Here is a 22733-nt window from a genome sequence, read left to right on the forward strand (position 1 = left end):
AGGCGGCACCCAGATTCGAACTGGGGGTAAGGGCTTTGCAGGCCCCTGCCTTACCACTTGGCCATGCCGCCAGAAGTTTTATTTTAACGCCCCTCATCATCCCATGCCGATGAACAAGAATCAAGCTGCGATTCGCTTTCTCAAGCTGTTATCCCAACTTTTCAGACTTTAGTGCCGACGGCCAAGTCGCGATCGGTGGTAGTTTAGATCGGATGGTTAGGGTGTGGGACAGCAGACCGTCTCCGTAGCGCTATATAGCCCTACGAGAGCATGTTAAGACGTTTGTAAATAGCCCGCTTTGAGCAGTAAGGATTTGATTAAGCAGTGCGTCCTAAGCAAAATCCGTAGTGCTATACCTGTGTTTTTTCTATCCCTACCGCTGTGAAAACCTTTGTTGCCATCGATTTTGAGACTGCCAACCGGAGTCGAGAAAGTGCCTGCTCGATCGGGATAATCCGCGTCGAGGACTTCCAAATCGTCCAGAAGGCGCACTATTTAATCCGCCCCGTAGAACCAGAGTTTGAATTTACTTCCATCCACGGTATTTGCTGGGATGATGTCGCCCAAGAACTGACCTTTGGCGAGCTTTGGCCTAGCATCGAACGTTTGTTGCGGGGAGCGGAGGCGATCGCCGCCCATAATGCCTCCTTCGACCGAGGGGTACTGTATGCCTGCTGCGATGCTTACGGGATCGAAAGGCCCTTGCATCCGTTTTTATGTACGGTTCAGCTGGCGCGCAAAACGTGGAAAATTCACCCCACAAAATTACCCAACGTCTGCGACTATCTCGACATTCCTTTAGTCCACCACCAAGCGCTGTCAGACGCCGAAGCCTGCGCTCGGATCGCGATCGCGGCCATCGCACCAGCTCGCTAAGCACCTTCGTTGCCAGTGACGGGTCTGCTCAGAGGGTCGGATAGAGCCGTATCGACGCGCAAATTAAGGCGGAGGGCTCAACCGTTTCTGCAAAAAAGTAGCTTGGGGACTGTAGCCTAACCGTCGGTACAGGGTTTGAGCGGGCAGGTTGTCAACAAAAACGTAAAGCCCCAACTGTGAATTGTTCTGTTGGATCGCCCATGCTTCGGCTCGCTTCATCAAAGCCGCGCCCAGCCCGCGCCGCCGATGGACGGGGTTGACGTATAGCAAAAATACGTGGGTGTAGCGATCGCCGCTGACCTGATCGACGGCCTGCCCGAGCCACAAACAGCCGAGCGATTGACCGAGGGACTCGGGCAACGCGGACTCAACAAACCAAAGGCGCGTACCGTCGGACCAAAGCTGCCGCACCGTTTCGGCCAAATGGCTTAATTCCGCTCCGGGACGCAGCTCTCGATAGGCTCGATCCATGAACTCCAACAGCAGCTTGCCATCGGAGCGCTGGCCGACCCGAAGCCGATAGGGCTGTCCCTCCAAAAATGGCCGACGATCGGGATCACGCATAGGCAGGGCTAGTTGCCAGCGTTTGCGATACCGATTGGGGCGAAGCGTCAACCGCCTCAATGGGGGCGGGCTGTGCCATATCGGTGGGTAAGAAGGCCCTCGCGCTCACAGCCAACAAAGCCACGAGGAAAATTAAAACGATAAACAAAGGTGCAATATACTGCCGAAAGAATGCCATAAAGATCGGAGACGACACGACAGTCTTTATCCTATCGTCGTCTCATCCTCGGCAGCGACGGATCGCGGCCTAGAGATTTTCCCCGACGGGTGTTGAGGCGATCGCAAAAGTCGGGCGGCCCTATTTGCAAGAGCCTTAAAATAGAAGAGAATGCTGAATCGATCGTCAATCGCAAATATTACGGACATTGAGCTAGCGCATGAGTATTCAGATTGGCTTTCCCGCCCCGACCTTTACGCTGAACGACGCCCGAGGCGAGCCAATTAGTTTATCGGACTTTCTCGGACAGTGGGTTATTTTGTATTTCTACCCGAAAGACAACACTCCTGGCTGCAATAAAGAAGCTTGCGGGTTCCGCGATCGTTATGATGCTTTCACCGCGCAAAACATAAAGGTCTTAGGCGTCAGTCCGGATGGCGAATTGTCGCACCAAAAATTCATCCGTAAATTCGATCTTCCTTTTACGTTGCTGTGCGACCCCGACGCAACTGTTGCCAAGGCCTATGAAAGTTACGGTCCCAAGCAGTTTATGGGTAAATCCTACGAAGGCGTTTTGCGGCAGACTTTTGTGATCGATCCCAAAGGGAACCTCGCCAAGATCTATCGAAAAGTAAAGCCAGAACCCCACGCTCAAGAGCTTTTAGGAGACATCGCCGAATTAATGGGTACGGCAGGATGAGTCTTCTACAGTTTTCGTTTATTCAGACCGCCTTGAGATTGATTCTGCGGCACCCGATCTGCGGGGTAGTGATGGTTCCAGTACTCGAGGACGGTCGCATCGTGTTAGTGCGCCGTCGCGACAATAATCGCTGGAGTTTGCCGGGCGGCATGGTGGAATGGGGCGAAGACATCCCCACCACGATCCACCGCGAACTCCAAGAGGAGACGGGGTTGAAGGTCCACCAGATCGGACGGGTTGTCGGAATTTACTCCGCACCAAAGCGCGACCCAAGATTTCACTCCATCTGTACGACGGTGGAAGTGATGGTTCGAGGGCAGTTCTGCATTGAAGATAAAGGAGAAATTTCTGAGGTTGGCGCTTTTTTGCCCGACCAGATTCCCATGACCGAACTCGCCCACGACCATCGCCAACAGCTCGCCGACTATTGGCAGGGTACGACGATTTTGGCTTAATTCTGATTTGGTCTAATTTCTTTTAGAAAAGCGGCGATCGCGGAACTTCTGACAGAGATTAAGGTCATGCTTTTGGTACAAGCACGGACTTAATGACAAAGTCTAGGATTAATTACGAGCGGTTTGCCCATCGTCAGCAGCGCTGTGCAACCGGAGTTCACTGAGCTGCAAAGGAGAAATACAATTATGCTGAAACGGCAATGGCATTCGGGCGTTGCGATTCTGACGGCCTTGAGCCTAGGAACTGGAACAGTCGTTCCTCTCATTGGGTTCGAGCGTCCTGCTGCTGCTGGAATTTTTGCACAACAAAATACCAGCACGCAACGCTATCGCATTTCGCAGAATACGTCGGGACGGGTTCTAGAAGGGACTTCCTTTGATGTGGTAGAGCCAGATGGTAAAAGAATCATCGTCACGCCCGATGAGACGGCTCGGGTCACGCTAGAGACTAGCGAGGCAGTTCGATCGCAGGCTGGAACAGTTCTGATTCCCAGGGGGACCAGAATCGAAGGTGAATTCAGACCCGCTGAAGATGGCACCCAATTCGTGGCGCGACGCATCATTTTTCGAGACGGCACCGAGCAGAATATCGACGGCAGTACGAACATCGTCAACGAACGCCGCAGGATTCAACGGGGCACCAACACCGACCCGATTTGGCAGGGCGCTTTAGTGGGCGGTGCGGCATCCGCTGTTATTTCTAGCATCGTGACCAGACCGGGCATCTTTAAAACCTTAGCTGGCGCTGGTGCTGGCGCGCTAGCGGGGTATCTCATCGGAGGCCGCAGAAGGACTGAGGTGATCGTAGTGGAACCCGACGAACCTTTGACCTTGACCTTAGATTCAGATCTGGTGGTGAGAAGAGATCGATACTAACCCGCAAACGGTTGGCTGACAAAACTTAAGCGATTTCTAGAAAAAAATACCAACTCGCAGGGGCGCAAGGCCTTGCGCCCCTACAGCATGTTTGGTCGTTTTTATTTTGGGAATAGCCTTAAACCACCCCTCCCCTAATTCCCGAGTCTGGCTCAAGAGCTAGGGGAAGGTAAATGCAGCAATGCAACACCGGATTTTCTTTCTTGAAGCAACGATCCAGCCACGATCTTTTAAAATTTCAGGGCGCTCAATCGGCAATTCAAATGGGCTAGGGTTTGAAACTGAATTACCATGAGAGCAGTGCAGGCAATGGAGGGTTTTAATGGTAACGACAGCAGCGCAGACCGATCGAGCTATCAAACGGCTGACGACGCAAACCTCGCACATTGCAGCAGACACGACGGTCATTCGATCGCTGGATTGGGATCGCGATCGCTTTGACATTGAGTTTGGCCTCCAAAACGGGACGACCTACAACTCGTTTGTCGTTCGCGGGGAAAAGACCGCCTTGGTGGATACCTCCCATGAAAAATTTCGCCAGCTTTACTTAGATGCCCTCCACAAAGTCGTCGATCCGGCATCTTTGGACTATTTGATCGTCAGCCACACCGAACCAGACCACAGCGGTCTGGTGGCAGATATTCTAAAGCTAGCTCCCCAGGTGACGGTCGTGGGGTCGAAGGTCGCCCTCCAGTTCTTAGAAGACTTGGTGCACCAGCCTTTCGAAAAAATCATCGTTAAAAATGCCGATAAGCTCGATCTCGGCAACGGCCACCTCCTAGAGTTCGTGATGGCCCCGAACCTGCACTGGCCCGATACGATTTTCACCTACGATGCCAAGACGAGCATCCTCTTTACCTGCGATGCCTTCGGGCTGCATTACTGCTCTGAGGATACCTTCGATACCGACCTTGACGCGATCGCCCCGGACTTTCGGTTTTATTACGAGTGTTTGATGGCTCCCAACGCCCGCTCCGTGCTCTCGGCCATGAAGCGCATGGACGAGCTACCTGCGGTCGAGCTGATTGCAACGGGGCACGGTCCGCTGTTATCCCATCACGTCAAAGTCCTGACCCAAAACTATCGAGAGTGGAGCCAGGCTAAGGCTAAAGCGGAAGCGACGGTGGCGGTCTTTTACGTCTCCGATTACGGCTATAGCGATCGCCTTTCCCAAGCCATCTCGAGGGGCATCACAAAAACCGAAGTGGCCGTTGAGATGATGGACCTCAAGTCCGCCGAACCCCAGGAAATAGGAGAACTGGCCAGTCGCGTTCAGGGTTTGGTATTGTGCGCTCCTCCCAGTTCCGGCACGGTGGGGACAGCGGCCAAGGCAGCGTTAGGGACGTTGCTGGCAGCAGTGAAGGCCAAGCAAACCATCGGATTATTTGAAGCCTATGGCGGGGATGACGAACCGATCGATCCGCTGGTCAATCAATTCCGCGATCTGGGACTTACGTTAGGGTTCGAACCCATCCGCATCAAGGCCGCACCGACGGATTTGACCTACCAACTTTGCGAAGAGGCTGGAACGGACTTGGGCCAGTTCCTCATTCGCGATCGCAAAATTAAGGCGCAAAAGTCGATCGACAGCGACTTGCAAAAAGCATTAGGTCGGCTTTCCGGCGGGCTTTATATCATTACAGCCAAAAAGGGCGACGTGACCGGGGCAATGCTAGCCTCTTGGGTGTCCCAGGCTAGCTTCGAACCGTTGGGATTTACGGTGGCGGTGGCCAAGGATCGCGCGATCGAGTCTTTGATGCAGGTGGGCGATCGCTTTGTCCTCAATACCCTCGAAGAAGGCAAACACCTGGGTTTGATGAAACACTTTCTCAAGCGGTTCTTGCCTGGGGCAGATCGCTTTGCGGGGGTGAAGACCCAAACCGCCCTCAACGGCAGCCCGATCTTGACCGATGCGTTGGCCTATATGGAGTGCGAGGTGGTCAGCCGGATGGAATGCAGCGACCACTGGTTGGTCTACAGCCAAGTGACGGCTGGGCGCGTATCTAACCCAGAGGGATTGACGGCAGTGCACCATCGTAAGGTAGGCAATTATTATTAAGATCGAAAACTAGCGCGCGAGCAGCATTCCCGATGGCCCGAAGAACCAAGCCATGATGATGCCTAACATCGAACCCGCGATAACCTGGATGGGCGTGTGTCCCAGGAGCTCTTTGAGGCGGTTTTCGTTGAAAACGGGGTGTTCTTGAAACACTTCGTCGATGATTTGGTTTAAAATTCGCGCCTGTTTGCCCGCTGCCTGCCGAACCCCTGCCGCATCATACATGACAATGACGGCAAAAATGGTGGCGATCGCAAATTCGATGCCGTCCCACCCCTCAACCTGCCCGACCCCAGCCGCCAGAGCGGTCACCAACGCCGAGTGAGAGCTGGGCATTCCGCCAGTCCCCACCAAAACGCGGAAGTTGATTTTGCGGTTTTTGATGTACTCGAGCGGCAGCTTTAAAGCTTGAGCGGCAACGGTCGAGGCGATCGCCACGAGCAATACGCGATTGTGAAGAATATTGCCAAAGTCCTGCATCGGAGCAAGTCCTAACTTCCCAAAGATAGATAGCGCGGTCGCGTGGAGCACATCGGCACTGGGGTGGATCATAGGTAGGGCTAGCGTTAGGACTTGCGCTCGGTGATGTAATCGGCGATCGCAATTAATGGCAATGCTCTATCGCCAAAGGTTGCTAGTGCGGCCTTAGCGCCTTGGACCAACTGCTGTGCCTGCCGCTTAGACTCCTCTATGCCCCACAGGCTGGGATAGGTTGCCTTTTGGGCTTGAAGGTCTTTACCAGCCGTCTTCCCGAGTTCTTCGCAGGTTGCCGTAATGTCTAATACGTCGTCCACGATTTGGAACGCGAGGCCGATGTTGCGGGCATACTGCGTCAGCTTTTCGAGGGTATCGCTATCGGCGCTCGCCAATTCCGCACCAGAGACCACGGAGGCTTCCAACAGCGCTCCAGTTTTGTGGGTGTGGATGAAGTTGAGGGTGGCTAGTGAAATGTCAGACGCGCCTTCAGAATCGAGATCCACCACTTGACCGCCCACCAATCCGGTTGCAGCCACCGCATTCCCGAGGCGAGCCACCACCTTCAGCAGCCGATCGGGGGCGACGTTTCTGGTATGGATGGCGAGGTATTCAAACGCATAGGCGAGCAGCCCATCCCCTGCCAAAATCGCGATATCTTCGCCAAAGACTTTATGGTTGGTAAGCTTGCCGCGCCGATAGTCATCGTTATCCATGGCGGGCAAATCGTCGTGGATCAGCGACATCGTGTGAATCATTTCTAGGGCGCAGGCAGTCGGTACGGCCATTTCTAGCGTTCCGCCCGCTAGCTCGCAGGTGGCAAGGCAGAGGATCGGTCTCAAGCGCTTGCCTCCTGCGAGCAGCGAGTATCGCATCGCTTCGTAAATTTTTTCAGGATAAACCACTTCGATCGAGGCATCCAAGGCAGACTCTACCAGCTCCTGCCGCTGATTCAAATAGTCCCTCAAGTCAAAGGGACTCGCACCTTTTTGGGCTTCTGACAGGCTGGATAAACTAGCGGCAGCAGAAGTTTTGTCTGCGGAAATCATGGCGAAAATCCTTCCTGATTAATCCTGAGCAACGTGAATCGCGACCGAACGAAGTATCGAGCCTACGGCCTTGCCTAGGCCACTCTTACAGTTTGATGGGAGTTCCATCATTCATTGCCATCATTCATTGTATGATGCTTTGCACCTCTGACAGTAGCTCCACGTCGCGTTCTCCAGCAGCATGGCGACGGTCATAGCTCCTACGCCGCCAGGAACAGGCGTAATGTGGCTGGCAACGGACTTGACGCGCTCGAAGTCTACATCCCCGACCAAGTGAGCTTTACCCATGCTATCCAAAATCCGGTTAATCCCCACATCAATGACGATCGCGCCGGGTTTGACCATATCGGCAGTGATGATCTGGGGCTGGCCCACTGCCGCCACTAGAATGTCCGCATTCAGCGCGGTTGCTTTGAGGTCTGGGGTTTTAGAGTGGGCCATCGTAACCGTCGCATTGGCGTCGAGCAGCATGAGCGCGAGGGGCTTGCCCACTAAAATGCTGCGGCCAACGACGACCGCGTGTTTTCCTTGCGGATCGAGGCCGTAGCTCGCCAGTAATTGCATGACGCCAGCAGGGGTACAGCTTTTCAGCCCCGGCTCTTTGCGCACTAAACGGCCTAGGTTTGCGGGATGGAGTCCATCGACATCTTTGTCCGGCAGAATTTCGTAGAGCAGCGCTTCGGCATCTAGATGTTTGGGTAGGGGTAATTGCACCAAGATGCCGTCCACGCGATCGTCTTGGTTGAGCTGGCGGATGACTGCCGCGAGTTCCGCTTGAGAGACATCTGCGGGAAAGTGATGCCCGAAGGAGACCATGCCAACCCGTTCGCAGGCGCGCTCTTTGTTTCTAACGTAGGCCGCGCTGGCTGGGTTATCGCCTACCATTAAAACGGCCAGACCGGGAGGGCGTCCGACTTGGGGCAGAAGGTGTCGGATCTTTTGCGCTAGGGCACCTTGCATCTGCTGCGCGAGTTGTTTGCCATCGAGCAAAATTGAGGATTGAACGGCCATTAAGATCCCTTTGCTGTGCGCGTTGTCGTGTGCCTTTTAATTTTATCGGCGTGTGGGTGCCCTGGGACAGATCGTCCTAACCCTACGGCCAACGGCTCGAGTTACAGCTCGCCAATATCTTCGTTCCAAAGCAGCGGATTTTTTTCGATGAAATCGCGCATGAGCTGCTTGCATTCGGCTAGATCGAGGTCTACGACCCGAATGCCTTGACTTTCCATAAAGTCTTGGGTGCCGGGAAAGGTTTTGGATTCTCCGGCGATGACGGTTTTGATGCCAAACTGCACCGCGGCTCCGGCGCAGAGGTGGCAGGGCATGAGGGTTGAATAGAGAACGGTGCCCTGATAGCGTCCGATCCGACCCGCGTTTTGAAGGCAGTCGATTTCAGCGTGCAGAATCGGGTTATTTTGCTGCACTCGACGATTGTGACCTCGCCCTACGATTTGACCGTCTTTGACCAGCACCGACCCGATCGGGATGCCGCCTTCTTGGAGTCCCAAGCGGGCCTCGGCGATCGCCGCTTGCATAAATTCATCCATGACTGCTTCCTCTTGATGGGCCTGTTGAATGCTATCTTAGAGGATGTATTGCGGGTATAGTTCAGTGGTAGAACGTCAGCTTCCCAAGCTGAATGTCGTCGGTTCGAGTCCGATTACCCGCTTTTTCGATTGTGGCTGTCCCGAATCTAAGGCAAGCGCAGAAGGCGTCGCCTCGCCCTGCTCCACAATAGCCTCTCGCTCTCTGCTCAGGTCAACCAATTTACAAGTGCCCAAAATCCTACAAGAGACAGGAAAACGATCGACCATAGTTTCCAAGTTTCCATAGATTCTCCCTCCTTTGGTTTCAATCGCTTGAGGTTGGTTTGACGAGCAAGGTTCGGAGATACCCTTCCGCCGCTAATACTATGTATATAGCCCGAGGATTCTGTTTGACATCTGCGATTGGTAAGAGAAAAGTAGGGATGCGACACTGGCCGCGATACGAACAATATCTTGACCCCCATCCCGGCGATCGCCCCTTGCATTTCGCGACTGGAAACGAGCGACTCCGAATTAAAGAATAGTTGGATATCTTCACAAGATCCACATTTTAATCTCTTAGGTTGAAGCATGAGCCAACCGAGAACGATAGCGCTTAGCGCATGAGTTCTCTGGCGGCTCTTTGTTTCGATGCCACGGAAGGGGGAACGTCTTGCGGCTGCGTCGAAGCAACCCAATCTAGATAGGAATGATGAATGTGACTTTATCTACACCAGCTACAATCCCTCACCATCGCCATAAGACCGAAAATTCGGAATTACGATGGTGGCTTGAAATGAGAACCATTAATCCCATCTGTATCTACTTTTTTGGCCCCTTTGAAACTCGATCCGAAGCCGAATCCTCTCAATCAGGGTTCTTCCAAGATCTAGAAAGCGAAGATGCATGGGTCCTTTACTCCACCGTCAAGTTATCCAACCCTCATCACCTAACCATCGATGCCGATGCCTTAACGCTCGACGATTTAAGGTTCTTCCAGGACGGGGTTCTTCCAGATTCGCTCGGGTCTTAAGCGAAGGGTTGGAAGACATTTGTATTAAGTGGTGTATTGCGACCCAGCTCCTCAAAATTAGGCCCGATCGACCACAGGGGTTACAAATATGAAGCGATTTTTGCAAGATTTTATGCGCTGGGGCATTTTAGGTGCGACAGGCATTTTTATTGCAAAGACGCTTAACGACTACTGGCCTGAAGTACGAGCTTTGCAGTTCCAGCCTCAAGCTGGCATTTTCCTGAGCATCGCGATCGCCGTTGCAATCGGGACTCAGCTTTGGTCGGCCATTCTTTGGGGCTGGATCTTAGCGCTCCTTCAAAATCCCGTGCCCAAGCGATGGGCAATGGTAACGTTCTTGAAGAACGCGCCAGCGAAGTACGCGCCGGGGAGTATTTGGCATTTGTACGGTCGAGTAGTAGCGGCTCAGAATCGGGGGATTGGGTTAGAACTCGCAACCCTCAGCGTCATGTTGGAACCTTTGTTCGTCATAGCTGGGGCCTTAGGACTGGCACTTTGGTATCGAGCCACTTCCGTGCCGCTCATCCTCGCGCTTACCGGAATTTTAATTGTGGTTCACCCGCTCGTGTTTGACAAACTTTGGAAGGGATGGAGAGGGCTGCGCGGCAAAAAAACCTTTGGCACGACTCTTTCTGAATATCCCCTCTCGATTTTGATGGGAACGCTCTGGTTTATGGGATTGCGCAGTATTACGTTTCTCTTTGTCGTATTTGCCTTCACGCCGATCGACTGGGAAATTTATAAACCCTTGATGAGCGGTTTTGGGTTTGCCTGGTTGCTTAGCTTGGTGATTCCGGCGCCCGGTGGCCTAGGGGTTTTTGAGGCCTCTGCTTTACATGTGTTAGATCCCTACTTGTCGCCAGCAATCTTATTGGGAGCGGTTTGCACGTACAGGTTGGTCACGCTTTGTGCGGAACTGATCGGCGCGATCGCCGCGCATCTGGTGCGAGAGGATCCCTTGATTCTGTCGTAGCGCGTTCTTCAAGAGGTTTGATAAAACGTCTTTTTTAAGACCCAGCAGCCTACAGCATCCAATACCTGCCATCGTGCCAAACTTAATGTGCCAACAACAATCTGTTTGGTAAGGTTGGGTATATTGATGCAGTTGCAGTCCCCATTCATAATGAAAACTGGGTCATGTTCTAAATCTGTGGAATTGGAAGATAATAGTCAGAAAATCTGAGGTCATCGATCCCAATGGTAGTAGCACCTCTGCTCTGTCCAACTTGCCAAAGTATTCCTAGTTCCCCACTATTTTGTGTGAAGAGATTGAGGCAGAGAGCGTCTGCCGTTAAGGGACGCAGCAATTAAGAAATTGCGAAGCCAATCATCGTGATATCGAAAGCCATTGAGTTGCTCAAAGGGACAAAGACATCCTGTTTGCTGCTGTGTTTTACGACAAAAGGGATGAAAGTTCCATAATAAAGCTATTGCTCTACCTGTCTGGACTGCGGCAGGCCAAGTTCCATGGAAATATTGCATCGAAAACAGGCAACGGTCAAGATAGTTCATCGGGCGGTCAACCGCATTACTCGTTCGGCTCGCTCCTGGAAAATCATAGGCTCTCTGAAATAGGGCAGACTTGTCCTTGAGCCGCTTGAGCCTTTGGTGAATCGAGTCTCGCAGGGGTTGCTTTTTAGCCCATTCGAGCAATCGTCTCAGCCGTTGGGCAAATTTCCCCTTGTTCGCGCCATGATACACATGCCACAGTTTTTCGCGCAGACTCTGCCAGAGGGCAGCTTGGGAACGACACAAGTCTCGCACCTTGATGACTTCATGCAAAAAGCACAGAATCCAGACAATCCCAGGAAATAGACTCTGCCAAGCACTCCGGGTCGCATCCCAGCCATCGAGCGTGACGGTTTGAGGCCTATAGTCGGGCAGATGATGGGCGACCTCCGCCTGAAAGACACCATAACCCGCCTTAAGCGCCTCGTGTCCGGCACTTTTGCACAACTCACTGCCGAAAATACAGCCTTTGGCGGCAGTGACAGCCAGATAGGCTTTCTCCCCTCGGTACCGTGTATGCTTCTCGTCTGCGCTTAGATGGGGGGGCACACCGCCGCGTCCTTCACCGTTGCTCCGACGATCGAGACCCGTCCTAGGGAGCGGCACAACTGATACCAATGCATCTCGGTTTTACCGAGCACATAGGCGATGCCATCATAGGACAGTCCGTGTTTGCGCAAATATAATGCTTTGGCTGCGATCTCTGCGCGCTCACTCATGTAAGGCATCACGAAGTCTGGACGAATTTGATAGGCTTCGTGATGGCTGGGAAGGTAGATGCGTCGGGTCTTTATTCCTTGCCGGGATGACTCCACCAGTCCATGGAACCGATACCCTTGCTCTATGCCTTCTGGAAACAATTCTGGGTGCTGGGCAATTTCTGCGTTGAGGTATGCTCGATAGGCTTCTCGGTCTTCGACCAGCTCACTGTAGTTCGTACCCTCTTTAATCGGCAGGCAGATTGTTTTATCTCCGGCTTTGCCTCGCGTCTTTCTTGGGGGCATGGTCTCTGACCTCCGACAACTCTTTCTATGATCCTATCTCCTTTCACACAAACTTGTTTGGAACCAGAAGTATTCATGTGTTCAGACAGGGAAAGTCCGCCGAAGGAAAGTCTCGCTATAGATGCCTGAACCCAGATTGTCAGCGCAACACCTTCATCTTGAACTACTCTTTTCATCTTGAACTACTCTTACCAAGGTCGCTTGCCTGAAGTCAAACAACAGATCGTCGAGATGGCTCTTAACGGCAGTGGCATACGGGATACAGCGCGCGTGCTTAAGATTAGTCCATCCACAGTGATTGAGGAGTTTAAAAAAAGGGCCAGACCTAAAGGCAGTCAATGAAGCCCGACTGTCTGAGCTGGAACCCCATCAAACCATCGCGAACCTCTGTCAATGGGAGGACATAGAAGCAGAAGCCGATGAAATGTGGAGCTTTGTCGCAGATAAAGCACAACAACGATGGTTATGGCACGCCATTGACCATCACTCAGCAGAAGTCTTGGCCTATGTCCTGGACACTCATCAAGATAAGGCGTTTGCGAGGCTCAAAGGCTTATTAGAACCCTTTGGTATTACTCAGTTTTATACGGATGACTGGGGAGCCTACGAACGTTTGCTAAACCCTGCCGAGCATACGGTAGGTAAGCGCAATACTCAAAGGATTGAGCGCAAACATTGAACCTTCTGCACTCGGATTAAGCGATTAGCTCGCAAAACCATTTGTTTTTCCAAATCAGTTGTAATGCATGATGTTGTGATTGGATTATTCATGCATCGCTTTGAGTTTGGTTGTGAGATTTAATTCTAATCCAACAGATCTAGAACATGACCAGTGGTCTTGTCGAACTCCGCAAAGTTAACACGGTCTAATAACCCAGTTGAAGCAGACAGTCCCTGTAGGGTAGGTTGACGCAGGAACCCCAACACCTTCTGGTTTAATCCTCTCCATCCCCTCAGCGATCGCTAAGACTAACATAGAGGGGCACAGTTGAAACGAGGTCAAGCCGATGGCAGTTCGACAATGCCGTTACAGCAAAGAAGAATTAGCCCGACAGGGGCAAGAACTCTATGAATCCGGCATTCGGTATCAAGTCGAAGCAGGCAATAATGGCAAAATTGTGACGATTTGCTAACGCAATACTTCGTGAACGACATCGAAACTGGAGATTTTGAAATTAATGAAAACGTCATACCTGCAACTAATCGACTGCTTGAGAGATATCCTAATGCTCAACCTTGGGTCATTCGGATTGGGCATCGTGCTGTCAATTGTTTTGGGGCACGGAGTCTGAAGAAAAATCTATAAGTTCAAAACTCTTCCGCTAGCACTGGCTCAATGGAGAAAGGGCAAATCTCAGGAAAAACGATTAGCGGTAAACCCGTCTCACTGGTAGCATTTTTACGGGCGATCGCATAAGCCTGTTCTAATACGCTCTTCTGCTTCAAAAGGTCTCCTGTTCCAGACAAGGAGAACACAATCCAAAAAATTCCAAGGTGTGATAGAAAATCTTGAACCGAGGGGCGATCGCCTGGGGCAACACCTGTTCGTCAATCGGACAGTGCGCTAAGGGAACCGAGGTTCCACACTTCACACAGGTCGCATAGTGTTTCTCTTCGGACACCAGACTGTAGACCGCTTCCCCATTGGGCAACGATCTAGCCTGCACCACCCCTTGAAGCTGAAGGTGTTTTAAAGCACGGTACACCGTAGCTAAACCGAGGCGATATTTTTGCTGTCGCAGCTCGGCGTAAAGCGTCTGAGCCGACACTTCAGACTCAAGGGTTTTCAGCAGATTGAAAATAGTGGCTTGATGAGGGGTCAAAGGGCTTAAAGCAGACATGAATGTTCACTCACTGAATCAATCTTAGGCTTGATTGAGCCACTTTAAAACGATTAGGATAATGATTATCATTTTAATTCATTAGCTTTATCTTTGCCAACGTTATTCAGGGATATATTGCATGACGTTACGACCTCGCCGCCTCCGTCAGTCTGAGCCTGTTCGCCGCATGGTTTGCGAAACCGTGCTTACAGTGCATGACCTCATTTATCCACTCTTTGTGATGGAAGGAGAACGGCAAAGGGTAGAAGTGTCTTCGATGCCGGGTTGTTACCGTTACTCCCTGGATGAGCTGCTAAGGGAAATTGAAGATGCCCAGGCTGTGGGAATTGGGGCGATCGCCTTATTCCCGCTAATTCCAGACCACCAGAAAGATCCCCAAGCCACAGAAAGCCTGAATCCAGAAGGATTGATTCCGCAGACAGTGAGAGCCATTAAGCAACGATTCCCTGGCTTAGTGGTCATTACTGATGTTGCCCTAGACCCTTACAGCAGCTTAGGCCATGACGGTTTAGTGGACGAGCAAGGTCGCATCCTGAATGATCCTACGGTCGAAATATTGGCAAGAATGGCGCTAATTCAGGCCGAATCGGGTGCAGATTGGGTTGCCCCCTCTGACATGATGGATGGTCGCGTGGGAGCGATTCGCAAGGTACTGGATGAATCAGGCCATTGGGATGTGAGCATTCTGGCCTATTCCGCAAAATATGCTTCGGCTTACTACGGCCCTTTTCGCGATGCGCTAGAGTCTGCACCCCGGTTTGGCGATAAGAAAACCTATCAGATGGATCCGGCTAATGCCCTGGAAGCGCTCAAAGAAGTGAGTTTGGATATTGCGGAAGGGGCTGACATTGTGATGGTCAAACCTGCCTTAGCCTATATGGATATCATTTGCCGCATTCGATCTGTGACTCATTTGCCCATCGCAGCCTATAACGTGAGTGGGGAATACGCCAGATTAAGGCTGCTGGTCAACGGGGCTGGATTGACGAGAATGCCGTTATGCTAGAAACGCTTACCAGTCTAAAGCGGTCTGGGGCAGACCTGATTTTGACCTATTTTGCCAAAGAAGCTGCGCGACTGCTGCGCAAAAGTTTGCTTTGAGGATTCAGTCCAGGTTTTCCTTTTAGGCGGTCGTTTCATCTAAATGTTCAAAGATTGCCTGGTAAAAGGTCAGAACATGATGATCTTGCAGACGGTAGAACACATGCCGTCCTTGCTTGCGAAAACTTACCAAACGAATAGCGCAGAGGGTTCTTAACTGATGGGATACAGCAGATTCGTTCATATCTAAGGCGATCGCCAAATCTCCCACGCATATTTCCCGATCGACCAGCATAGAGAGAATGCGCAACCGATTGGTGTCGTCGGCGAAATCGCATTATTATTGCCCCAATAGGGCGATCGTAATTGCTGAGGTAGGGCGATCGCTGAATGTGGCGGATGGCTGGGGGCGATCGCACCTTTGACCCCGACTCAGCTTCTATGGGGCGATCGCCAGAATCAGACCTTGGCTTGGCGATCGCGATGGGCCAACATCTGGAATAAAAACGGATTTTTTACAGGATAATGATTGTCAGTGTGCGGTTTAGGAGTTGTCGTGGCAAAGAATCTCCCGATTGTTGGTAAAGGCTACGATGAATTTCTCAGAGACCTAAAAGAGCGTATTCGCACGGCTCAGATCAAGGCCGCTCTTGCCGTTAACCGCGAACTGGTGTTGTTGTATTGGCAAATGGGTCGCCAGATTCTGGCCCGACAGAAATCAGAGGGTTGGGGTGCAAAAGTCATTGAGCAGCTTGCCAAAGACCTCAAGTCTGAGTTTCCCGATATGACTGGACTGTCCCGAACTAATCTTTTGTATATGCGAGCCTTCGCGGAAGCGTATCTTGATGAGTCAATTGTCCAGCAAGCTGCTGGACAAATTCCCTGGTTCCATAATTGTGTGCTGCTGGACAAAATCAAAGACCCTGAACAACGACTCTGGTATATCCAGCAGACGATCGCCAATGGCTGGAGCCGTAACGTTTTGGTGCTCCAGATTGAGAGTCGTCTCTTTGAACGTCAGGGCTGTGCCATCACGAACTTTGAGCAGGCTCTCCCAAAGCCTCAATCTGACCTAGCCCAGCAGCTTCTCAAAGACCCATATAATTTTGAGTTCCTCACGATTAGTCAAAATGCCCAGGAACTTGAGTTAGAACGGGGTCTTGTGACGCATATCCGAGATTTTCTCCTGGAGCTGGGGATGGGCTTTTCCTTTGTGGGCAGCCAGTACCCGTTGGAGGTCGATGGGACAGAGTATCGGATCGATCTCCTCTTCTATCACCTTCAGCTTCGGTGCTTTGTCGTCATTGACCTTAAGATGGGGGCTTTTCAGCCGGAGTTCTCTGGCAAGATGAATTTCTACGTTGCGGTAGTTGACGATCTTCTCCGGCACGAAACGGATAATCCGACAATTGGCCTTATTCTCTGTAAGTCGAAGAGCCGTACAACAGCGGAGTATGCGCTTCGGAACATTCAAACTCCCATAGGGGTTTCAACCCACAAGCTACCGCAGCCTCTCCAGGAGAATTTACCTTCAATTGAACAGCTTGAGATGGAGCTACAAACGATCGCACTTTCTCAAGAAGAGCTAGATTTAGTTGAGAACTGCTGAAGAAATTCGATATTTCTCAGTTTTAGCGCGGGAAAGCGATCGCCAGTTTCAGCACTTGGATTGGCGATCGCAGTTGCCCAAAATCTCCCCTTCAGATTCGCAACAGTTCTGTGTCGTTGGTGCGATCGTATCGTTACTGGGTTGATATGGCGATTGCTCCTTACTACAATGAGGGCATAGTGCCGAGGTTCAATTAAGTCTATGAGTCTTCAACTATCTATTCCTGACTCCGTTCTCTCAGGTGTACGCCTACCCGAAGGCCAGCTTGAGCAATCCCTCCTCCAAGAACTAGCGATCGCCCTTTATAGCCAAGACCTATTGTCTTTTGGCAAGGCACGAGAACTCGCTCAACTCGATAAATACGCTTTTGGTCGCTTGCTGGGCGAACGTGGAATCTCTCGGCACTATGGACAACCAGAGCTAGAGGACGATCTCATTTATGCTCATCGTGAGTAACACATCCCCAATCCTGAATCTGGCTATTATTGAGCATCTAGACTTAATCAAACAGCAATTTATACAGGTAATTATTCCTCCAGGTGTTTTGGGAGAACTCAAGGTTAATGAAGATCGTCCTGGCTCCCTTGCCCTTCGCAACGCGGTCTCTGAAGGATGGATTAAGATTCAGCCCCTTACCCAATCTCAAACGGTTGTTCAGCTTTTGCGACAGACGCTAGACCAAGGTGAATCTGAGGCGATCGCATTAGCATTAGAACAACAGGCAGATTATATTTTGCTGGATGAACGAGATGGACGAAAAGTTGCTAAATCGTTAGGGCTAAATGTTACGGGTGTTTTGGGTGTTTTACTGAAAGCCAAACAATCTGGGGCTATATCTCAATTAAAACCTTTACTGGAAGACCTAATTCAGGTTGCTGGGTTTAGGATTTCTCCAGTCCTTCTTGCTCAACTCTTAGCGATGGATGTTCAAAAATAGATTTCTATAATATTCACGGAATTTCGACTTGCCAACGACTCTCGTGATGCTTGTAACTCATAAAACTCGTTTCCGCATCAAGCATATTCTTCCTTGCTGTAGCTCAATAGTGTTATCGCCAGATTCAGTACTGGGCTTGGCGATCGCCATCAACCAACCTCTCCCCTTCAGATTCGCAACTGTTCTTTGTTGGTGGCGAGATCGCAACTTCCCCTTCATTCTGTTTGGGTTAGACGTTGATGCTACAGGGATGCTGATGTGTCAGGTGCATCGTCCAATGCTGCAAGAGATATTTTGATGCACCTACAAATCCAATGCCACTGAAATAAGCTAAATCAATTTACTAGAGCAGCTTTGAGAACAGCACGAGGTTTATTCATTCGCGCAAATGGCTTTGGCCTACGTTTTAGCACTCTGGGTTCAGACCGAAAAACTCTCAAAGGCAGCAAGTCCTTTGCTACAACCTCCATTAGAACTCGATACAAATTTTGCTGTATCTTTTGCGTTGTAATTGCCAACAACCCTATTGTTTGTAGGAACTGCTGTCGAGTTCCCTGCAACGACAGTCGAGATAGGGCTTGTTCTGAGGATTGCGCTGTCTGGAGCATGACGGTTCGCAAGAGATTGTAGGCCAATAGATGTGCCCAGAGGTCTTTGCGCACCATTTGCGGGGTTTTGGCGCTGAGCATCTCCATACCCAAGGTGGTTTTGAGATGTCGTAAATTAACCTCAGCCGCCTGCCATCTCAGACCGTAGAGTTGACCTAACTGCTTGGCACTATAGCGTTTGGCATCGAGTAAAGTCGTGACAATAATGATTCGTAGGTCTCGAAAACCTGGACGACGGATTAGGATAGACACCTCGCGAACATCTAAAAACTTTGGCAACTGGCTAAAGTCTTCCTCACTCATGTGTTGAGGAGGTTTGGAAGGTTTATGCCATCGAACAGCATGGTCTCCAATACCCAGCTTCTGACCTCGACGAAAATCGCTATGACGGGCATGATGCTTACGAAACACCCCATCAGCGCCCTGGGCTTGGACTAAGGCCAGATCTGTAAAAGTTCCATAAGCTCGGTCGCCGAGCCCTACATCCCCAGGCACTAAGTCCGCATACAGCAGACGACTCAATTCCAGCTCACTGGTCTTAAAACAGCTCACGCAAGCCGACACAACCGCACCTGTCATTAAGGAGAAGACCACCACAAGCTTGGCGATGGGAAATCCACACCCTGGCTTTTGGTTACTGTGTTGAGGATAATCGGCTTGGTTGGCAGGCGTATCGCTCATCAGCACTGTGGTACCGTCATAGACCCGCACCCGAAGTCCACACCATTGTTCGGTCGAGGGAATCGTTTGTTCTAACGACTCCGCCGTATCGGGAATCAGACGCTGCAAGACGCTTTCGCTCAATCGTTGACGGGCTTTACTATAGGCTCCAGTATCAGGGGAGGGGCTGTCTCCGCCTGCCGCTCCCACCCAAGCCGTAATCCGTTTGACGGCATTGCTGAGGCTTTTATCCGGGTCTAAAACTTGAGACAGGAGTGCCCATAGCGTCACAATCGGCGTATACACACAGTTTCGATACTGAATATTTTCTTCTACTAAAATTTCTTCAATCCGCGACGCTGGCAATATCTTCAACCAAGGTAATCCAATACTCTGATTGAACTGCTGCTTGAGAATTTCGGCACGATTCAGCATAAGATAAGGAGGTATTATTTTGGTCTGTAAGGCTATGATGCTTCTAAATCATGCCTTGCAGATTTTTTTGTCTCCTTATTTCAGTGGCATTGACCTACAAATCCCTTTCCAACCCAGTTCCGATAAATGTCCGATATAGATCAGGTTGGCTGAGGGGGGTAGGGTAACAAAACTGCGAAAAGTAGAGGCAACTCGTAAGCCTGCTGTAGCCCAATCTTGAAGTTCATAGTCAGTTGCGCCAAGTCCGCTGGTTCGAGTTGTGATAAGTCCGACAATCGTATCGGGACGAGCTGCATGATAGGTTTTGGATGATAATACGACAGCAGGACGGCGCTTGGTACCTGTGACGCCAGGAAAGTCTACTGTGACGATGTCGCCAGGATTAAAGGGCACTAAACAATCCCCTCTTCGTCAGGAAAGAGGCTGTTTGCATACTGTATGGAAAAAGACGCTAATTCGTGCTGATCTTGCTCTGTCCAGGTATCGCTAATGTCAATAGCGGAAATCTCTTGCTGGGTCAGGTTATTCAAAATAAGGGCAGCCAAATGCAGGCGATCGCCGACTGACAAATTTCCAACAAAATTTTGATAAATGTCTTGGACGGTTTGGGATATGTTGGGCATGGTTGTTCCTCCTGATCGTTATTTTATCCCAAATCCAGTATGTCTCAAGTCCTATTGGCTCAGGTACGATCGCATCGTTCCCGCCTCAATAGGGCGATCGCCAGAATCAGACCTTGGCTTGGCGATCGCCATCAACCAACCTCTCCCCTTCAGATTCGCAACTATTCTTTGTTGGTGGCGAGATCGCAGTTGCTGAGGTAGGGCGATCGCTGAATGTGGCTGATGACTTGGGGCGATCACCAGATTCAGTCCTTGGCTTGGCGATCGCGAATGACCAAAATCTCCCCTTCAGATTCGCAACTGTTTTTTGTCGGTGGGGCGATCTCATTGTTGTTGACTCGTTAGACTATCACAATAATTGATCTTAATCGCGTTGCATTACGTAAAACTCTTCATTCATTTAAAATGTGATTCATTCACTCATAGCTTTTTACATAGCTATACACTAGATAAGTCGGGTTTGAACGGTTGGGAGTATGAATCAAATTATGGATTCGATCTGACGAATATCCACGCTCACCCCAAACAGCCCAAATTAGTGAAAGTTCATTTTCTTCAAGGAAAGTTCTCAATAGTTCCTCCCGCACATAAAACAATCGTTGTTTGTTGTTAAAACAATCGTTACCAAAAGATAAGTTATATGTTGCCCTCAACCCCTCACTTGTGAAAAAATCTAGTGTTTGCGGCTGGCCAATCAATTTTAACTCACAAACAATCTCTTTCGATAAAGTGGTAGCATAAGTAGTTTTATTAGCAGCGCTACGATCTCCTTCCCATTCAAAGTCACGAACCGGAATTATTGCACTATAGACAACTGAATGTTCCAGCACTTCCTCGACTTTTATAGGCACTTCTCGAACTTCTATACGCTCAATCTCCTCCATGCTAAGTTTTTGATTTTCATCCGTTTGCGAATTAATACCTGTGAGGATTCTTTCTATATTGGTGTTGCTTAAATCTAATTGCTTACCGTCCAGAAAAAATATGGTCTGTGCCCTCTCAACGACAACAATTTCCTCTTTCTCAACAAAAGAGAGTTTACTAAATTCATTTTCGGGAAAGGTTCCACACCATGGAATTTCTCCTGCAAAGGTATGGCCAACCGATGGCTTTTCAGGTAACCATCGTCCACCTAAATCTTGATTTGAAAGATGCTGGCAAAAAGAATCAGCTTCACTAGACAAGACTAGAAAACTTCTAATGAAACAAAATAGACTACGACCAATGGTTTTATCTTCTTGGGTTATATAGCCATCTAACATAACCCAAGAGCCTTCTTCGCCATTCAAATTTGCTAATCGAAGATAAGGATTTACATCAGGTGATGGACCATCAGCGATCCATTCTTTCGTCCCTGTGTCATTACTTCCGAGAAAGTTTGTTTGAATGAGAGGAATATCCGGCAATTGTTCAGGAAAACTGGGATCAATATCGAGATCCCAGTCCCAATCTCTTTCATTTTCTCTGTCTATTATTCCCAAATCATGCAATAGGCCCGACATCTCAAAGAATGCAATCCACGAATACTTTTTCCCATAGCGATCAATCTTTTTTGCATCACTTTCGACTCTGCCCCAGCGATGGTTATGTGCGATAGAACTGTCAATATCACTAAAGTTTTCACTAGACCAACCAAGTTGCTCAATTCGCCAAAGGATTTGCGAGCGGATTCTGCGATATTCTTCATTCTGGAAATCATAATTTCTGCGACCCGGTACTAATCTTCCAAGAGTATAGTTTTGGAAATCCATGTCAAAAGGCGAATCTGAATCATAACTACTCTCTCCAGATGATTCACTGTTACTCCAATCACGCAATCCCCCATCTTGATAAGGAGGTTTACTTCTTCGTATTTCTTCAGAAGAAAAAAGATTTAGGTCATGAAAGGAGGCTAATTCTACAATTCGCCTTCCATACTCTCTCATTAAAGAGTGTGTTGTACTGAACGATGCATTTTCTGTAAACATTGCATCATAAATACCTCGTGCATATGTGGGCAATGTTGAATTAACAAATGTTTGATCTTCTAAATCCACATGTCGTGCCATTGCAACCCCATAACTCGCTGCCAGCATTCGTTCTGGGATATAAGGGTCGTTAATTTCAAGTGCTGCTAAGGTTTCCTCGAACAGTGCTGTGGGATTTCCCCGGCCAAACCAGTACAGCGCACGGGTTACCAGATCGCGAAGTTCTCGATCAGTAGATGTTAAGAACCAGAGAAGCCATTTTGCACGAAGTCGATCAGATGCAGTTCTTGTCTCAAGGTGTTGTTTCCATGTATCTTCCATTGACAACAGACTGTTGAACCTTTCAGAAGATACTGTGTAACTAAACTCCTCAAAGTATGTTTCCCTGATCCACTCTGTCCAAATAAGATCTCGTTCTGAAACCGACATTTCTCGAAGTGTTGAATCCAGAAAATTAGCATTAAGAGGATGATGTTCTATTGATCGAGTTGTCCGAAGTCTGTAAAAAAGACGTTTTCTACTTGTTGGAGACTCATACAACATCTTCTTTAAGGCAGCTATTGCCTCTTGATCCAGATACTCCGCATCTATCTCGGATGCAAATGCAAGAGCATTTATTCTCAATGGTTCAGAGAGATATTTCCAAAAATGTCTACCTTGCATTCGGTGTGGAGCCAGAGTAACTAGGGCTTGCTGAAAAAGTATAGAACGTAGGGATTACAGTTCA

At 49.8% G+C, this 22733-nt stretch carries 29 protein-coding genes, 2 tRNA genes and 2 pseudogenes; 17 read left to right on the forward strand and 16 right to left on the reverse strand.

The window, feature by feature from the left end; all coding sequences use genetic code 11:
- Positions 1–71 (reverse strand) — tRNA-Cys (locus tag R6H26_RS13030).
- A 310-nt stretch (positions 72–381) separates the two neighbouring features.
- Between R6H26_RS13030 and R6H26_RS13035 the strand changes: the two genes are divergently transcribed.
- Positions 382–876, forward strand: a complete 495-nt coding sequence (locus R6H26_RS13035; protein WP_404790832.1) for a 3'-5' exonuclease — start codon at positions 382–384, stop codon at positions 874–876.
- A 63-nt stretch (positions 877–939) separates the two neighbouring features.
- Here R6H26_RS13035 and R6H26_RS13040 read toward each other — a convergent pair whose 3' ends face one another.
- Both R6H26_RS13040 and R6H26_RS13045 read right to left on the reverse strand, forming a co-directional pair.
- Entirely contained in the window at positions 940–1440 is a 501-nt protein-coding gene (locus tag R6H26_RS13040; protein WP_404790834.1) for a GNAT family N-acetyltransferase, read from the reverse strand.
- A complete protein-coding gene (locus R6H26_RS13045; protein WP_404790836.1) occupies positions 1433–1636 on the reverse strand; it encodes a hypothetical protein in 204 nt (67 codons plus the stop codon). The genes R6H26_RS13040 and R6H26_RS13045 overlap by 8 nt, the downstream gene beginning before the upstream one ends.
- Positions 1637–1817: 181 nt before the next feature.
- On the opposite strand from R6H26_RS13045, the gene bcp reads away from it, so the two are divergent.
- The 4 genes from bcp to R6H26_RS13065 all read left to right on the forward strand — a co-directional run bounded on the left by bcp (position 1818) and on the right by R6H26_RS13065 (position 5687).
- The gene (bcp, locus tag R6H26_RS13050) at positions 1818–2297 is read left to right on the forward strand and encodes a thioredoxin-dependent thiol peroxidase (protein ID WP_404790838.1); all 480 of its coding nucleotides are present in this window, start codon (positions 1818–1820) and stop codon (positions 2295–2297) included.
- Complete coding sequence (locus tag R6H26_RS13055) at positions 2294–2752, forward strand: NUDIX hydrolase (RefSeq protein ID WP_404790840.1); 459 nt, start codon at positions 2294–2296, stop codon at positions 2750–2752. The genes bcp and R6H26_RS13055 overlap by 4 nt, the downstream gene beginning before the upstream one ends.
- 186 nt (positions 2753–2938) lie before the next feature.
- Positions 2939–3628 (forward strand): hypothetical protein, encoded by a 690-nt coding sequence (locus tag R6H26_RS13060; RefSeq protein ID WP_404790842.1) that lies wholly within the window; start codon positions 2939–2941, stop codon positions 3626–3628.
- Positions 3629–3950: 322 nt separating this feature from the next.
- A complete protein-coding gene (locus tag R6H26_RS13065) occupies positions 3951–5687 on the forward strand; it encodes a diflavin flavoprotein (protein WP_404790843.1) in 1737 nt (578 codons plus the stop codon).
- Between the two features lie 9 nt (positions 5688–5696).
- Here R6H26_RS13065 and R6H26_RS13070 read toward each other — a convergent pair whose 3' ends face one another.
- The 4 genes from R6H26_RS13070 to R6H26_RS13085 form a co-directional block, all read right to left on the reverse strand.
- Positions 5697–6167, reverse strand: a complete 471-nt coding sequence (locus R6H26_RS13070; protein WP_404791315.1) for a divergent PAP2 family protein — start codon at positions 6165–6167, stop codon at positions 5697–5699.
- A gap of 86 nt (positions 6168–6253) precedes the next feature.
- Positions 6254–7210: a geranylgeranyl diphosphate synthase CrtE gene (crtE, locus tag R6H26_RS13075; RefSeq protein WP_404790845.1), complete on the reverse strand. Its 957-nt coding sequence runs from the start codon at positions 7208–7210 to the stop codon at positions 6254–6256.
- A 120-nt stretch (positions 7211–7330) separates the two neighbouring features.
- Positions 7331–8221: a bifunctional methylenetetrahydrofolate dehydrogenase/methenyltetrahydrofolate cyclohydrolase FolD gene (gene folD, locus R6H26_RS13080; protein WP_404790847.1), complete on the reverse strand. Its 891-nt coding sequence runs from the start codon at positions 8219–8221 to the stop codon at positions 7331–7333.
- A gap of 101 nt (positions 8222–8322) precedes the next feature.
- Positions 8323–8757: a nucleoside deaminase gene (locus R6H26_RS13085; RefSeq protein WP_404790849.1), complete on the reverse strand. Its 435-nt coding sequence runs from the start codon at positions 8755–8757 to the stop codon at positions 8323–8325.
- A 50-nt stretch (positions 8758–8807) separates the two neighbouring features.
- Between R6H26_RS13085 and R6H26_RS13090 the strand changes: the two genes are divergently transcribed.
- The 3 genes from R6H26_RS13090 (at position 8808) to R6H26_RS13100 (ending at position 10742) form a co-directional block, all read left to right on the forward strand.
- Positions 8808–8879: transfer RNA gene (locus R6H26_RS13090), tRNA-Gly, on the forward strand.
- Positions 8880–9448: 569 nt separating this feature from the next.
- The gene (locus R6H26_RS13095; protein ID WP_404791317.1) at positions 9449–9769 is read left to right on the forward strand and encodes a DUF1816 domain-containing protein; all 321 of its coding nucleotides are present in this window, start codon (positions 9449–9451) and stop codon (positions 9767–9769) included.
- Positions 9770–9857: 88 nt separating this feature from the next.
- The gene (locus R6H26_RS13100; RefSeq protein ID WP_404790851.1) at positions 9858–10742 is read left to right on the forward strand and encodes a hypothetical protein; all 885 of its coding nucleotides are present in this window, start codon (positions 9858–9860) and stop codon (positions 10740–10742) included.
- A 278-nt stretch (positions 10743–11020) separates the two neighbouring features.
- On the opposite strand, the gene R6H26_RS13105 is transcribed toward R6H26_RS13100, so the two are convergent.
- Both R6H26_RS13105 and R6H26_RS13110 read right to left on the reverse strand, forming a co-directional pair.
- The gene (locus tag R6H26_RS13105) at positions 11021–11827 is read right to left on the reverse strand and encodes a hypothetical protein (RefSeq protein ID WP_404783135.1); all 807 of its coding nucleotides are present in this window, start codon (positions 11825–11827) and stop codon (positions 11021–11023) included.
- Positions 11812–12282 (reverse strand): hypothetical protein, encoded by a 471-nt coding sequence (locus R6H26_RS13110; protein WP_404783134.1) that lies wholly within the window; start codon positions 12280–12282, stop codon positions 11812–11814. The genes R6H26_RS13105 and R6H26_RS13110 overlap by 16 nt, the downstream gene beginning before the upstream one ends.
- Positions 12283–12513: 231 nt before the next feature.
- Here R6H26_RS13110 and R6H26_RS13115 point away from each other — a divergent pair, with 231 nt between their 5' ends.
- The 3 genes and pseudogenes from R6H26_RS13115 to R6H26_RS13125 all read left to right on the forward strand — a co-directional run bounded on the left by R6H26_RS13115 (position 12514) and on the right by R6H26_RS13125 (position 13415).
- Positions 12514–12624, forward strand: a complete 111-nt coding sequence (locus tag R6H26_RS13115) for an IS1-like element transposase (RefSeq protein WP_404791318.1) — start codon at positions 12514–12516, stop codon at positions 12622–12624.
- Positions 12625–12706: 82 nt separating this feature from the next.
- A pseudogene (locus R6H26_RS13120) lies at positions 12707–13084 on the forward strand (IS1 family transposase).
- A gap of 205 nt (positions 13085–13289) precedes the next feature.
- The gene (locus R6H26_RS13125; RefSeq protein WP_404790853.1) at positions 13290–13415 is read left to right on the forward strand and encodes a hypothetical protein; all 126 of its coding nucleotides are present in this window, start codon (positions 13290–13292) and stop codon (positions 13413–13415) included.
- A gap of 175 nt (positions 13416–13590) precedes the next feature.
- Here the strand turns inward: R6H26_RS13125 and R6H26_RS13130 are convergent, their stop codons facing one another.
- Complete coding sequence (locus tag R6H26_RS13130) at positions 13591–13728, reverse strand: DUF29 family protein (RefSeq protein ID WP_404790855.1); 138 nt, start codon at positions 13726–13728, stop codon at positions 13591–13593.
- Complete coding sequence (locus tag R6H26_RS13135; protein ID WP_404790857.1) at positions 13725–14123, reverse strand: transcriptional repressor; 399 nt, start codon at positions 14121–14123, stop codon at positions 13725–13727. The genes R6H26_RS13130 and R6H26_RS13135 overlap by 4 nt, the downstream gene beginning before the upstream one ends.
- A gap of 121 nt (positions 14124–14244) precedes the next feature.
- On the opposite strand from R6H26_RS13135, the pseudogene hemB reads away from it, so the two are divergent.
- Positions 14245–15227: pseudogene (gene hemB / locus R6H26_RS13140) on the forward strand (porphobilinogen synthase).
- A 22-nt stretch (positions 15228–15249) separates the two neighbouring features.
- On the opposite strand, the gene R6H26_RS13145 reads toward hemB, so the two are convergent.
- The gene (locus tag R6H26_RS13145; RefSeq protein WP_404790859.1) at positions 15250–15477 is read right to left on the reverse strand and encodes an ArsR/SmtB family transcription factor; all 228 of its coding nucleotides are present in this window, start codon (positions 15475–15477) and stop codon (positions 15250–15252) included.
- A gap of 246 nt (positions 15478–15723) precedes the next feature.
- On the opposite strand from R6H26_RS13145, the gene R6H26_RS13150 reads away from it, so the two are divergent.
- From R6H26_RS13150 to R6H26_RS13165, 4 genes are read left to right on the forward strand one after another with little or no spacing between them, the layout of a single operon-like run.
- Entirely contained in the window at positions 15724–16776 is a 1053-nt protein-coding gene (locus R6H26_RS13150) for a YhcG family protein (protein WP_404790861.1), read from the forward strand.
- Positions 16763–16921: a hypothetical protein gene (locus R6H26_RS13155; RefSeq protein WP_404790863.1), complete on the forward strand. Its 159-nt coding sequence runs from the start codon at positions 16763–16765 to the stop codon at positions 16919–16921. Before R6H26_RS13150 ends, R6H26_RS13155 begins: the two co-directional genes overlap by 14 nt.
- 56 nt (positions 16922–16977) lie before the next feature.
- A complete protein-coding gene (locus R6H26_RS13160) occupies positions 16978–17232 on the forward strand; it encodes a UPF0175 family protein (protein ID WP_404790865.1) in 255 nt (84 codons plus the stop codon).
- On the forward strand, positions 17216–17713 hold the full coding sequence (locus R6H26_RS13165; protein ID WP_404790867.1) for a DUF3368 domain-containing protein: 498 nt from the start codon (positions 17216–17218) through the stop codon (positions 17711–17713). The genes R6H26_RS13160 and R6H26_RS13165 overlap by 17 nt, the downstream gene beginning before the upstream one ends.
- A 335-nt stretch (positions 17714–18048) precedes the next feature.
- On the opposite strand, the gene R6H26_RS13170 is transcribed toward R6H26_RS13165, so the two are convergent.
- From R6H26_RS13170 to R6H26_RS13180, 3 genes are all read right to left on the reverse strand, one after another.
- A complete protein-coding gene (locus R6H26_RS13170; RefSeq protein WP_404783463.1) occupies positions 18049–19416 on the reverse strand; it encodes an IS4 family transposase in 1368 nt (455 codons plus the stop codon).
- Between the two features lie 75 nt (positions 19417–19491).
- Complete coding sequence (locus tag R6H26_RS13175; RefSeq protein WP_404790869.1) at positions 19492–19809, reverse strand: type II toxin-antitoxin system PemK/MazF family toxin; 318 nt, start codon at positions 19807–19809, stop codon at positions 19492–19494.
- Positions 19809–20039 carry a hypothetical protein gene (locus R6H26_RS13180; RefSeq protein ID WP_404790871.1) on the reverse strand — a complete coding sequence of 77 codons (231 nt, stop codon included), beginning with the start codon at positions 20037–20039 and terminating at the stop codon, positions 19809–19811. The genes R6H26_RS13175 and R6H26_RS13180 overlap by 1 nt, the downstream gene beginning before the upstream one ends.
- 39 nt (positions 20040–20078) lie before the next feature.
- Between R6H26_RS13180 and R6H26_RS13185 the strand changes: the two genes are divergently transcribed.
- Positions 20079–20240 (forward strand): hypothetical protein, encoded by a 162-nt coding sequence (locus R6H26_RS13185; RefSeq protein WP_404790873.1) that lies wholly within the window; start codon positions 20079–20081, stop codon positions 20238–20240.
- Between the two features lie 215 nt (positions 20241–20455).
- Here the strand turns inward: R6H26_RS13185 and R6H26_RS13190 are convergent, their stop codons facing one another.
- Positions 20456–22669, reverse strand: a complete 2214-nt coding sequence (locus tag R6H26_RS13190; RefSeq protein WP_404790875.1) for a hypothetical protein — start codon at positions 22667–22669, stop codon at positions 20456–20458.
- Positions 22670–22733 lie beyond the last annotated feature (64 nt).

The sequence above is a fragment of the Altericista sp. CCNU0014 genome (assembly GCF_044923475.1).
GTDB lineage: Bacteria > Cyanobacteriota > Cyanobacteriia > Thermosynechococcales > Thermosynechococcaceae > JAAURS01.